The sequence below is a fragment of the Mesorhizobium sp. L-2-11 genome (assembly GCF_016756595.1).
In the GTDB taxonomy this organism is placed as follows: Bacteria; Pseudomonadota; Alphaproteobacteria; order Rhizobiales; family Rhizobiaceae; genus Mesorhizobium.
The window spans coordinates 1222099-1234807 of record NZ_AP023257.1; the positions used below are offsets into that span (position 1 = coordinate 1222099).

Sequence of the window (12709 nt, forward strand, 5' to 3'; positions counted from 1 at the left end):
TTCGGGGCCTCAGCGTTTCAGCACGTCGACACCGGGCAGCGGCTTGCCCTCCATCCATTCCAGGAAGGCGCCGCCGGCAGTCGAGACATAGGTGAAGTCGTCGGCGACGCCGGCATGGTTGAGGGCGGCCACGGTGTCGCCGCCACCTGCCACCGAGATCAATTTGCCGGCCTCGGTGCGGGCCGCGGCGTGCCTGGCCGCCGCCACCGTCGCCCGGTCGAACGGCTCGATCTCGAACGCGCCGAGCGGGCCGTTCCAGACCAGCGTCGCGGCGCGGTCGATCCAGTCGGCAACGGTCTTGACGGTGTTTTCGCCGACATCGAGGATCATGGCGTCGGCCGGCACCTCCGCTATGGCGACGGTTTCGCTGGCGGCACCCGCCTTGAACTCCCTGGCGACGACACCGTCGACCGGCAGGATGACGGCGCAGCCGGCTTCGGCCGCCTCGATCATGATCTGTTTGGCGGTGTTAGCGAGATCATGCTCGCACAGCGATTTTCCGACGGCGGTGCCGCGTGCGGCGAGGAAGGTGTTGGCCATGCCGCCGCCGATGACCAGCGCGTCGACCTTCTTCACCAGATTCATCAGCAGGTCGATCTTGCTCGAGACCTTGGCGCCGCCGACGATGGCGACGACAGGGCGGACGGGATTGCCGAGGCCCTTTTCCAGCGCGTCGAGCTCGGCTTGCATGGTACGGCCGGCGAAGGCCGGCAGCAGGTGCGCAAGCCCTTCCGTCGACGAATGGGCGCGGTGGGCGGCAGAAAAGGCGTCGTTGACGAAGATGTCGCCATTGGCGGCCAGCTTTTCGGTGAAGACCGGGTCGTTCTTCTCCTCGGCCTTGTAGAAGCGGGTGTTTTCGAGCAGCAGCACGTCGCCGTTGTTCATGGCGGCGACGGCGCTCGCGGCCTTGTCGCCGATGCAATCCGCCGCGAAGCCGACAGGGCGGCCAAGCACTTCCGCGGCCGCCTTGGCGATCGGCTCAAGCGAGAATTCGGGCGAAGGTCCATCCTTGGGCCGGCCGAAATGGGCGAGCAGGATGACCCTGGCGCCCTTGCCGGAAAGCTCGGCGATGGTCGGCGCGATGCGCTCGATGCGGGTGGCGTCGGTGACCTTCCCGTCGGCGACGGGAACGTTGAGGTCGACGCGCACCAGCACGCGCTTGCCGTCGATATTGCCGATGTCGTCCAGTGTCTTAAAGCCGGCCATGCTGTTCCCTTTCGCTAAAAATCGCCGGGACCTTACCCCGCATCAACGACGATGCAAGACCTGCATGGGAGTTCACGGAAAATATGATCCACGCCTCGGGCCGCAAGCAGTCAGCCCTCGCCGGTCGCTTTTTCAATCACTGGCTGTGGAGCCGGTTCCGCGTCGTCTGGCGCCTCGACACCCGGCTTTTTGGCCCGCTTGCGCCAATTGCGCACAAAGGCAACGATGCGATCGGCGATTTCGCCGGCACTCAGGAACACCGGCACCCGCGCCACCGGCGCGGTCGGCTCCAGGGAAAGACCGAGACCGGTGATCTTGCCCTTGTCGTCGACGTCGCGGACGATCAGCTCGATCGGACCAATCAGCACGCGGTCGGCATATTCGGCATGGCCGCCGAGCCGCGCCGTCACCAGGTCGCCGACGGTCAGCTTGCGTTCCTCCTCGCTCAGGCCCGGCGCGTAAGCGGCTTCCAGTTCCGCAGCGGAGCGCGCCGGATCGACGGCGAAGGCGCCGAAGAAGTCCGCATCCTCGGGATCGACCACGGCGCGGCTGGCGAACAGCTTGTCGAGCAGGGCCGGATAGCGATCCGGCACGAAGATGTAGACATGGTCGCCGGCGGCGAGCCTGCCCATGTCCTGAAAGCGCATCGAGCGCCCGTCGCGCAGCACCAGCGACGGCCGCGCCCAGCGCGGAATGCGCTCGCCGCGCGCCACGGGACTGCCAGGTGCCACGCGGTAGGCGAGCAGCTCGTGATGGGCGGAGCCAGGCAATTCGAGCTCCACCTTGTCCAACGGACCCAGGCGGGCCGGCACGATCAGGCCGAGGCGGCGCGCCAGCGGTCCGACGGTCCATCCCTGGATGACCAGCGATACCAACACCACGATGAAGGCGGTGTTGAAGATGAGACGGCCATTTTCAAGACCGCCAAGCAGCGGCGTAATGGCGAGCAGGATCGACACGGCGCCACGCAGACCCACCCATGAGACGAAGGCGACTTCCGGGCGCGGCAGACGAAACGGCATCAGGCAAAGCCAGACGGCGATCGGCCGCGCCACGAATATCAGGAACAGGCCCAGCAGCACCGCCGGCAGCAGGATCGCCGGAAATTGCGAGGGCGTCGCGAACAGGCCGAGGATCAGGAACATGATGATCTGCGCCAGCCACGACATGCCGTCCTGGAAGCGTTTCAGGATGGTGACGGCGCGGATGTCGGAATTGCCGGCAACGAGGCCGGCGAGATAAACCGCCAGAAAGCCGGAGCCGCCAATGGCGCCGGCGGCGGCGAACACCATCAGCGACAGCGTCAGCACGAAGATCGGCAGCAGCCCGTGGTCGAGATTGAGCCGGTCGACAAGCCGCACGATGGCGAGGCCGCCGAAAATGCCGACGATGGCGCCAAGCCCCATATGACTAAGGAAGCCGAGGACGAGGTCGGTAGCCAGCACCCTGGCCTCGGGATTGGCGTTGACGGCGATGATCTCGACCAGGCTGATGGTCAGGAAGATGGCGATCGGGTCATTGGTGCCGGATTCCACCTCGAGCGTGGAACGCACGCGTTCGCGCAAATTGATTTCGCCGGCGCGCAACAGGAAGAACACCGCTGCCGCGTCGGTCGAGGCGACAGCGGCCCCGAGCAGGAAGGATTCCAGCCAGCTGAGATCGAGCAGATAGTGGGCGACGGCGCCGAACAGGCCGGTGGTCAGAAGGACGCCGACGGTCGCCAGCGACAGCGCCGGTCCGGCCGCCTGGCGCAGGGCGTTGAGCGGCGTGCCGAAACCGGAATCGAACAGGATCACCGCCAGCGCCAGTGAGCCGGCAAAATAAGCCAGCCGCGCATTGTCAAACTGGATGCCGAGGCCGTCGGTTCCCGTGGCCAGGCCAATGCAGAGAAACAGCAGCAAGAGAGGGGCGCCGAAGCGGAAGGCGATCAGGCTCGAAAACGCGGCGGCGACGACGAGCGCAGCGCCGACCAGCGTCATGAGATAGATCGCATGCTCCATCCGCCAATTGCCCCTCGAATTCGTGTTCCTCTCGCTTTACGGGAGAGTGAGGCGAAGACATGACCGGTGCAAGGCGTGAGGGTGGTTTTTTGCCCTATGTCGCTGGTTTATGAGTGTTTTGGCGCTCAAGGCGCGGGTCTTGCCAAACAAACCTTTAGAGCGTCGTTGCGCATCCAAAAGGGCGCTGGGCACTCTTACGAAAACGCCCGGACAGGCCGGGCGTTTCAAGTCGCAAAAAGATGGTTCTGCGGTCAGGCGATGGTCTTGCCGAAGGCGACTGCGGTGTCGGCCATGCGGTTGGAAAAACCCCATTCATTGTCGTACCAGGACAGCACCGAAACGAAGTTGCCGTCCATGACCTTGGTCTGGTCGAGCGCCATGATCGAGGAATGTGGATCGTGGTTGAAGTCGATCGACACGTTCGGATGACGGGTGACCGCGAGAACGCCCTTCAGCTTGCCGTTGGAGGCGGCGATCACCGCCTCGTTGATTTCCTGCACCGTGGTCGAACGCTTGGCGATGAACTTGAAATCGACGACCGAGACGTTCGGGGTCGGCACGCGGATGGAAATGCCGTCGAGCTTGCCCTTGAGGTCGGGCAGCACCAGGCCGATCGCCTTGGCCGCGCCGGTCGAGGTCGGGATCTGCGATAGCGCCGCGGCGCGGGCGCGGTAGAGATCCTTGTGCATGGTGTCCAATGTCGGCTGGTCGCCGGTGTAGGAGTGGATTGTCGTCATCATGCCCTTCTCGATGCCGACGGCCTCATGCAGCACGGCTGCCAGCGGCGCCAGGCAGTTGGTGGTGCAGGAGGCGTTCGAGATGACGATGTGGTCCTTGGTCAGCTTGTCATGGTTGATGCCATAGACGACGGTGAGATCGGCGCCCTCCGCAGGCGCCGAGACGAGGACGCGCTTGGCGCCGGCGGTCAGATGCGCGGCGGCCTTGTCGCGGGCGGTGAAGATGCCGGTGCATTCGAGCGCGATGTCGATGCCGAGATCCTTCCACGGCAGCTGCGTCGGGTCCTTGATCGCGGTGACCTTGAATTTTTCGCTGCCGACGGTGATCTGGTCGCCGTCGACCGTCACTTCATGCGGGAAGCGGCCATGCACGCTGTCGTAGCGCAGCAGATGCGCATTGGTCTCGACCGGGCCGAGGTCGTTGACGGCGACGACATCGATGTCCTTGCGACCGGATTCGTGGATGGCGCGCAGGATGTTGCGGCCGATGCGGCCGAATCCGTTGATGGCAACTCTGACGGTCATTTTTCTCTCCCTGGGAGTTGGAGGCCGAAGATCAAGTCCGCAGCTTCATAACGGCCGGCTGTCAAAGAATCCAGCCGTCGATGGGTTGGAGTCCATTAGGTCGCGGCTGCCGGCGAAACCGCATGGGTGCAGCTTCGCCGGAGACCAGCACATTTTACTCGCCGTGCAGGCGGGCTTCCGCCGCCTTCACCGTCGCTTCGGCGGTGATGCCGAAATGCGGATAGAGCTGTTCGATCGTGCCAGAGGCGCCGAAGCCGGTCATGCCGATGAAGATGCCGTCGGTACCGATGAAATGATCCCAGCCCTGGCGGATGCCGGCTTCGATGGCGATCTTGACCGGCGCGTTGCCGATCGTCTTCCTGCGATAATCGGGGCTCTGCTTGTCGAACAATTCGAAGCAGGGCACAGAGACGACGCGGGTCGGATGGCCGTGCTTCTCCAATGCCTCGCGCGCCGCCAGCGCAATCTCGACCTCGGAGCCCGAAGCGAAGATCGTCACCGCCGCATCGCCACTGGCGGCGGCCAGCTCGTAGGCGCCCTGGCGACAAAGGTTTTCCGCAACGAAGTCGTTGCGCACCGCCGCCAGGTTCTGCCGGGTCAGCGCCAGCGTCGAAGGCGTCTTCTCCTGCTCGAGGGCCAACTGCCAGCATTCGGCGGTCTCGACCGCGTCGGCCGGGCGGAAGACATTGTGGTTCGGAATGGCGCGCAGTGCGGCCAGATGCTCGACCGGTTGATGGGTCGGGCCGTCTTCGCCGAGACCGATGGAATCGTGGGTCATGACGAAGATCGAGCGGATGCCCATCAGCGAGGCGAGCCGCATCGACGGACGGGCATAATCGGAAAAGCACATGAACGTGCCGCCATAGGCTATGAGGCCGCCATGCAGCGTCAGTCCGTTGAGCGCGGCGGCCATGCCGTGCTCGCGGATGCCGTAGTGAACGTAGCGCTGGCCGTAATCGTCTGCCGTGATGTTCTTGGTCTGGCTGGTCTTGGTGTTGTTGGAGCCGGTCAGGTCGGCCGAGCCGCCAATGGTTTCCGGCACGGCGCCGTTGATGATTTCGAGCGCCATTTCCGACGATTTGCGGGTGGCAACCTTCGGTTTGTCCGTGCTGAGCTTCTTCTTGTAGTCGGTGATGACGGCGTCGAAATTCGCCGGCAGCGTGCCGCTGATGCGGCGCTCGAATTCGCTGCGCAATTGGACGTCAGCCCTGGCAAGGCGGCCTTCCCAGTCGGTGCGTGCCTTGATGCCGGTCTTGCCGGCGTCGCGCCAGGCATCGAGGATGTCGGCCGGAAGCTCGAATGGCGGATAATCCCAACCGAAGAATTTTCTGGCGCCGGCGATTTCCTCGGCGCCGAGCGGCGAACCGTGCGCCTTGTTGGTGCCGGCCTTGGTCGGCGCGCCGAAGCCAATCGTCGTCTTGCAGGCGATCATCGTCGGCTTGTCGGAATGGCGCGCCGCCTCGATGGCATAGGCGATCGCTTCCGGGTCCTGGCCGTCGATGTGGCTGGCGTTCCAGCCGGACGCCTGGAAGCGGGCGACCTGATCGGTGTTGTCGGCCAGTGACACCGGGCCGTCAATCGAGATGTTGTTGTTGTCCCAAAAGACGATCAGCTTGTTCAGCTTGAGATGTCCGGCAAGCGCGATGGCTTCCTGGGAAACGCCCTCCATCAGGCAGCCGTCACCGGCCAGCACATAGGTGTAGTGGTCGACGAGGTCGTTGCCGAAGGCGGCATTCATGATGCGCTCGCCAAGCGCGAAGCCGACCGAATTGGCAAGGCCCTGGCCGAGCGGGCCGGTGGTCGTCTCGATGCCGGCGGCATGGCCATATTCGGGATGGCCCGCCGTCCTCGATCCGACCTGGCGGAAATGCTTGATCTGGTCGAGGGTGACATCCTCGTAGCCGGTCAGATAGAGCAGCGAATAGAGCAGCATCGAACCGTGGCCGGCCGACAGGATGAAGCGGTCGCGATCGGGCCAATGCGGGTTCTTCGCATCGTATTTCAGGAAACGCGTGAACAGCACGGTTGCGATATCGGCGCAGCCCATGGGCAGGCCGGGGTGGCCGGACTGGGCCTTCTCGACGGCGTCCATGGAAAGAAAACGGATCGCATTGGCCATCCGGTCATGTTGTTCACGCGAGGTCATGCTTCCTCCAGTGTCGGGGTTCGGGGCCTTGGGAGAGCCCTGGAAAGGGGTGCGCGACACATAGCAGGCGCGGCTTTTTAGTCAACAAACCGGCGCGCTTTTGCCGGTCCTGTTGGTCATTAAACCGGCGCTTTTGCCGGACTTGCGATGGCGCCGGAAGGGCTTTGGTGGCCTAAATTAGCGTTAGCAGGGGACAGTCGCGAGAGCTTTATTGACGTTGGCTTCACACGGCGCGTAATGTTTCAGACATAACGCGTTCTGAACGTGGATGATTCGGTGATGGGCAGGGCGCAGGACGAAAGCCATGACCGGGGAAACGACACTCAAGGAAGTCATCGCCAGGCTGGGTAAGGCCATCGAGGGGCTGGAAAACGCCGTCGCGGCCAAACTCGAGCACGAGCGCGACTATACGGAAGCCGAGGCGGAGGTGCAGCGCATGAACGCCGACCGCTCGCGGCTGGCGCAGGAACTCGACAATTCCGAAGCGCGCGCCGAACGGCTGGAAGACGCCAACAAGGAAGTGTCGCGTCGGCTGGTGACCGCCATGGAAACCATCCGCGCCGTGTTGGACAGATAGGGGCTGGCCCAATGGCACAAGTCACGGTTTCCATCGATGGCAAGCAGTATCGCATGGCTTGCGACGAGGGCCAGGAAGAGCATCTGATCGACCTTGCCGAGCGCTTCGACCGCTATGTCTCGCATCTGAAAGACTCATTCGGCGAAATCGGCGACCAGCGGCTGACCGTAATGGCCGGCATCATGGTCATGGACGAGCTTTCGGAACTGCAAAAACGCGTCAAGGGCATGGAAAGCGAAGTGCTGACACTGCGTAAGACGCGTGACGATGCGCTGACCAAGGCCGACAAGAACGATTCCGTGCTGACCCAGGCGCTTGGCGCGCTCGCCCAGCGCATGGAAGACCTGGCGACGACGCTGGCGGTGAACAAGGGCTGAGCCAGCGCAGCGGAAATTCCTGCTGCCTTTCCCGAGAAGCAATGAAAATATTTTCGCAGTCGGCCTTGATGCCGGTGCAACAGGCGTTTGAAGGATGACGCAGCAGTGGTAAAAAGGCAGAAGCAGGGCCGGTGGATGGTCAATGCCGGCTGCAATCACAGGGTAGGGACGCATCATGAGCCTTCGTATCAATGACACCGCGCCGGATTTCACGGCCGAGACCACGCAAGGGACGATCAACTTCCACGAATGGATCGGTGACGGCTGGGCGGTGCTTTTCAGCCATCCGAAGAATTTCACGCCGGTCTGCACGACCGAGCTCGGCACGATGGCCGGGCTGGAAGGCGAGTTCAAGAAGCGCAACGTCAAGATCATCGGCATTTCCGTCGATCCGGTCGAAAGCCATGGCAAATGGCAGGATGATATCAAGAAAGCGACCGGCCAATCGGTGAACTATCCGCTGATCGGCGACAAGGACCTCAAGGTCGCCAAGCTTTACGAGATGCTGCCGGCGGGCGCCGGCGAAACCTCGGAAGGGCGCACGCCCGCCGACAACGCGACGGTGCGTTCAGTTTATGTCATCGGCCCCGACAAGAAGATCAAGCTGGTTCTCACCTATCCAATGACGACCGGCCGTAACTTCGATGAGATCCTGCGTGCGATCGATTCCATACAGTTGACCGCCAAGCACCAGGTGGCGACGCCGGCGAACTGGAAGCAGGGCGAGGACGTCATCATCACCGCCGCCGTTTCCAACGAGGATGCGGTCAAGCGCTTCGGCGCCTTCGAGACGATCCTGCCGTATCTCCGGAAGACCAAGCAGCCCTCCGCCTGAGCGGCCACGGCGGCACGGAAGGATTTTCGGCTTTTTTGCCTCGGCAAAGCATGCGGTGCTTGACGGCGTGGCGTTGGCGAATGACCATGCTCTTCTTTTACCCCGGCAGGGAAAACCATTCCTGCCGGGTGGGAGTTGAGGGAGCCGGGATTGGACGCATCATCGGCCAAGCTGCAGGTGGCAGGCTTTTACGACAAGCCGAGCGGGTCCATCCAGTATGTCGTTGCCGACCCGCAGACGCGACGATGCGCAATCATCGATCCGGTCCTGGATTTCGACGAGAAGTCCGGCAGCACTGCCACGAAAAATGCCGACACCCTGCTCGACTTCATCAGGGAGAACGGGCTGGAGGTCGAGTGGATCCTCGACACCCACCCGCACGCCGACCATTTCTCCGCGGCACACTATCTCAGCACGAAGACAGGAGCGCCCACGGCGATCGGCGAGAAGGTCGTCGACGTCCAGAAACTGTGGAAGGCAATCTACAACTGGCCTGGGTTTCCTGCCGACGGATCCCAGTGGAACAGGCTGTTTGCCGACGGCGAGACCTTTACGGTCGGCGGCATTCCGGCAAAGGTGCTTTTTTCGCCCGGCCACACGCTGGCCTCGATCACCTATGTGATCGGCGACGCCGCTTTCATCCATGATACGCTGTTCATGCCGGACAGCGGCACGGCGAGAGCGGACTTTCCCGGCGGCAGTGCCGCGCAACTTTGGCGCTCGATCCAAAATATCCTCGCGCTGCCGGACGAGACACGTCTGTTCGTCGGTCATGACTACCAGACGGAGGGGCGCGAGCCCTTGTGGGAGAGCACGGTCGCGGAACAAAAATCCAGGAACACCCATGTTGCCGCCTGCAGGACGGAGGCCGATTTCGTAGCCTTGCGCGAGGCGCGCGACAGGACGCTGCCGATGCCGAGACTGATCCTGCACGCGCTGCAGGTCAACATGAACGGCGGGCGCTTGCCGGAACCGGAATCCAATGGGCGCCGGTATTTGAAATTTCCGCTGGATTGCCTTTGAGGGGTCGTTGGCAGACGGAACTTCGCATACCGGAAGTCAGCGCCGCCCCTCATTGTCCTGCCCGTCCTCCGCAGCAGCTGCGCTGCAGCTGCGGAGGGTGGACCGGGCATTTCTCCCCGTATTGGGACAGTATAGTGACGGGGAGAAAGACGCTTTCGCCGAAGATTTCGCTAATTTTCGACGCGGCGCGATCTGCCTCTTCCCGTCACTATACGGGGAGAAGGTGGCGGCAGCCGGATGAGGGGCAGCGCAGACGCCAGCTAGCTTCAGGGATTTGTTCGACGGACTAAATGTTCATACGTGATTCGCCAAGGGTCGCTCTCGGAAGATCTTTCCTCGCCGATCCAATGGAAGCTGTTGGCAGTGATCTCAGTGAAACGCCATCGAGTTTTCAGACCGCGCGAGTCAGTGCCGAGTTGGACAATGTCCTTACCCTCGGCCCGCCCGATCTGGCGCGAGTGATCTCGGTTGAGCGGGTCGTTCCATATGATGTGCCAGCCATCGATCCCAGGATCGAAGATGCGCAAAGTCGTGCCATACATCGTGGACGGCGCAGGGCGCTTGGGCCTGATCCAAACGTCCTGAATCGCGCGGCCTTCGAGCACCCAGCCAAAATGGCATTCTCCATCCCATTTCTGGATTGTGCCGTCGTCGAGGTAGTGGGCGGATTCAAGCGGTCGTCGCAACACCTAAACGAAGGAGGTTGCGATGGGCATCCAAAAGCGACGATCACACCGTTCTGGACGAGCGCCGTTGCCGTCACCGGGACGTCCGCCAGTGGCGGAGAGATCTGAACTCCAGCGATTCTGGTTGGGGATCGCGCAAGGAATGACAAGCGAAGATGCTGCGCTGGCTGCTGGTATGTCGCAGCCTGTTGGAACCAGATTGTTCCGACAGGCGGGTGGCATGGCACCAGCGATGTTCAGATCTTCGAGCAAGCCGCCGTCCGGGCGGTACCTCTCGTTTGTGGAACGTGAGGAGATCGCACTACTTCGCGTTCAAGGCCTTTCGAGACGCGAGATCGGTCGCCAACTTGGCCGATCCGCCTCAACCATCTCCCGCGAGCTACGACGCAATGCCGCGACGCGCAGCGGTGGCCTGGAGTATCGTGCATCGACAGCCCAATGGCATGCCGAGCGATCGGCCCGTCGACCCAAACCGACCAAGCTTGCGCTCAACACGACCTTGCGCACTTATGTTGAGCAGAGACTGGCCGGCGTCGTCATGACTCCGAGCGGCGCTCCCGTTCCGGGTCCCGCCGTTTCGTGGAAGGGCCGCCGGCATGGCCCGCGAAAGAATCGGCGGTGGGCCACGGCCTGGAGCCCGGAACAGATTGCCCGACGCTTGCCGATCGACTTCCCGGACGACGAGACGATGCGCATCAGCCACGAAGCCATCTATCAGGCCCTTTTTGTTCAGGGCCGGGGAGCGCTACGCCGCGAACTGTCGGCCTGCTTGAGAACGGGGCGCGTGTTGCGGGTCCCCAGGGCGCGCGTACGCGGGCGAGGCAAGAGCTTTGTCTCGCCGGAGATCATGATCAGTCAACGCCCCGCCGAAGCGGTCGATCGCGCGGTGCCGGGTCACTGGGAGGGAGACCTCATCCTTGGTCTTGGCAGCTCGGCGATCGGCACGCTGGTTGAGCGTACGACGCGCTTCACGATGTTGCTGCATCTTCCCCGACTTGCGGGGCATGGCGAAGCTCCGCGCATGAAGAATGGCCCTGCTCTCGCGGGACACGGAGCTGAAGCCGTGCGTGACGCGATTACGCGCACCATCATCACCTTGCCCGAAGAGTTGCGGCGTTCGCTGACCTGGGATCAGGGAGCCGAAATGGCTCAGCATGATCGTCTCAAGATCGACGCGGGTGTCCAAGTCTACTTCTGCGATCCGCAAAGCCCATGGCAGCGTGGCACCAACGAGAACACCAATGGACTGCTGCGTCAGTACTTCCCGAAAGGCACCGACCTGAGCGTCCACAGCGCCGACGAGATCGCCGCCGTGGCCGTGGCCCTCAATGCCCGACCGAGAAAAACTCTGGGATGGAAAACACCCGCAGAAGCGCTTGACGAGTTGCTGTCGCGAGTGAACACAATCGGTGTTGCGACGACCGCTTGAATCCGCCGTGGATCGTGTCCATTTCCCAACTTCCAACTAGCCATCCATACAGGTTCATGTCTTCCGCTCGGTCGGCTGGGGGACCTGCGGACCCGAGAGCGGTGAGAAACGGAGAAATTGTCATACTGCCCCTTTCGTCTCCAAATAGACAAACTCAACTGCCCAGCGTAGCAGCGGCGGCTCATTGTCGCGCCCGCCTGCCAGTTGCCTGACGCCGCCTCGATTTGTTTCCGCCGGAGGTTTTACGCCGCCGGCTGCGCCTCGATGGTGCGCAACGCCTGCATCTGGCGCTTGGCTGCGGCCTTGACCGCGTCCTGCACCTTCTCGAAGGCGCGCACCTCGATCTGGCGCACGCGCTCCCGGCTGATGTCGAACTCGGCCGACAGCTCTTCCAGCGTCAGCGGCTCCTCGGCCAGGCGGCGCGCCTCGAAGATGCGCCGCTCGCGCTCGTTGAGCACGGCAAGAGCGCCGGACAGCATGCCGCGCCGGTTTTCCAGTTCGTCCTGCTCGATCAGCGCCTCTTCCTGGCTTTCGTGGTCGTCGACCAGCCAGTCCTGCCACTCACCGGACTCGCCTTCGCTCGCCCGGATCGGCGCGTTGAGCGAGGCGTCGCCCGACAGGCGGCGGTTCATCGACACCACCTCCGCTTCCGACACGTTGAGGCGGGTGGCGATCTCGGCGATCTGCTCGGGCTTCAAGTCGCCGTCGTCGAGCGCCTGGATCTTGCCCTTCACCTTGCGCAGGTTGAAGAACAGGCGCTTCTGGTTGGCGGTGGTGCCCATCTTGACCAGGCTCCACGAGCGCAGGATGTATTCCTGGATCGAGGCCTTGATCCACCACATGGCGTAGGTGGCGAGCCGGAAGCCGCGCTCCGGTTCGAATTTCTTGACGGCCTGCATCAGGCCGACATTGCCTTCCGAGATCACTTCGCCGATTGGCAGGCCGTAACCGCGATAGCCCATGGCGATCTTGGCGACGAGCCGAAGGTGGCTGGTGACGAGCTTGTGCGCAGCCGTGGTGTCCTCGTGCTCGGCGTAACGCTTGGCGAGCATGTACTCTTCCTGCGGCTGAAGCATCGGAAAGCGACGGATTTCTTCCAGGTAGCGGCTGAGGCCGCCTTCGCCGGAAACGATACTGGGTAGTGACTGGGCCATGATAGCGCCCCTCT

Annotated in this window: 11 protein-coding genes; 6 read left to right on the plus strand and 5 right to left on the minus strand. The window is 63.0% G+C overall.

What is annotated here, in order from left to right; genetic code table 11:
• Window positions 1-9: 9 nt before the first annotated feature.
• The 4 genes from JG739_RS05875 to tkt form a co-directional block, all read right to left on the minus strand.
• Window positions 10-1206 (minus strand): phosphoglycerate kinase, encoded by a 1197-nt coding sequence (locus JG739_RS05875; RefSeq protein ID WP_202365658.1) that lies wholly within the window; start codon window positions 1204-1206, stop codon window positions 10-12.
• Between the two features lie 110 nt (window positions 1207-1316).
• A complete protein-coding gene (locus tag JG739_RS05880; protein WP_202365659.1) occupies window positions 1317-3206 on the minus strand; it encodes a potassium/proton antiporter in 1890 nt (629 codons plus the stop codon).
• 251 nt (window positions 3207-3457) lie between these two features.
• The gene (gene gap, locus JG739_RS05885; protein ID WP_202365660.1) at window positions 3458-4468 is read right to left on the minus strand and encodes a type I glyceraldehyde-3-phosphate dehydrogenase; all 1011 of its coding nucleotides are present in this window, start codon (window positions 4466-4468) and stop codon (window positions 3458-3460) included.
• A gap of 154 nt (window positions 4469-4622) precedes the next feature.
• Window positions 4623-6614, minus strand: a complete 1992-nt coding sequence (tkt, locus tag JG739_RS05890) for a transketolase (RefSeq protein ID WP_202365661.1) — start codon at window positions 6612-6614, stop codon at window positions 4623-4625.
• Window positions 6615-6918: 304 nt separating this feature from the next.
• Here tkt and JG739_RS05895 point away from each other — a divergent pair, with 304 nt between their 5' ends.
• From JG739_RS05895 to JG739_RS05920, 6 genes are all read left to right on the plus strand, one after another.
• Window positions 6919-7191 (plus strand): DUF4164 domain-containing protein, encoded by a 273-nt coding sequence (locus JG739_RS05895; protein ID WP_023797069.1) that lies wholly within the window; start codon window positions 6919-6921, stop codon window positions 7189-7191.
• An 11-nt stretch (window positions 7192-7202) separates the two neighbouring features.
• Window positions 7203-7568: a cell division protein ZapA gene (locus tag JG739_RS05900; RefSeq protein WP_095495292.1), complete on the plus strand. Its 366-nt coding sequence runs from the start codon at window positions 7203-7205 to the stop codon at window positions 7566-7568.
• A gap of 175 nt (window positions 7569-7743) precedes the next feature.
• Window positions 7744-8403 carry a peroxiredoxin gene (locus JG739_RS05905; protein ID WP_077380501.1) on the plus strand — a complete coding sequence of 220 codons (660 nt, stop codon included), beginning with the start codon at window positions 7744-7746 and terminating at the stop codon, window positions 8401-8403.
• 150 nt (window positions 8404-8553) lie between these two features.
• Entirely contained in the window at window positions 8554-9426 is an 873-nt protein-coding gene (locus JG739_RS05910; protein ID WP_202365662.1) for an MBL fold metallo-hydrolase, read from the plus strand.
• Window positions 9427-9716: 290 nt separating this feature from the next.
• The gene (locus JG739_RS05915; RefSeq protein WP_202367731.1) at window positions 9717-10220 is read left to right on the plus strand and encodes a hypothetical protein; all 504 of its coding nucleotides are present in this window, start codon (window positions 9717-9719) and stop codon (window positions 10218-10220) included.
• On the plus strand, window positions 10135-11541 hold the full coding sequence (locus JG739_RS05920) for an IS30 family transposase (RefSeq protein ID WP_202363131.1): 1407 nt from the start codon (window positions 10135-10137) through the stop codon (window positions 11539-11541). Before JG739_RS05915 ends, JG739_RS05920 begins: the two co-directional genes overlap by 86 nt.
• A gap of 242 nt (window positions 11542-11783) precedes the next feature.
• Here JG739_RS05920 and rpoH read toward each other — a convergent pair whose 3' ends face one another.
• Complete coding sequence (gene rpoH / locus JG739_RS05925) at window positions 11784-12695, minus strand: RNA polymerase sigma factor RpoH (protein WP_023797074.1); 912 nt, start codon at window positions 12693-12695, stop codon at window positions 11784-11786.
• Between the last annotated feature and the right edge of the window lie 14 nt (window positions 12696-12709).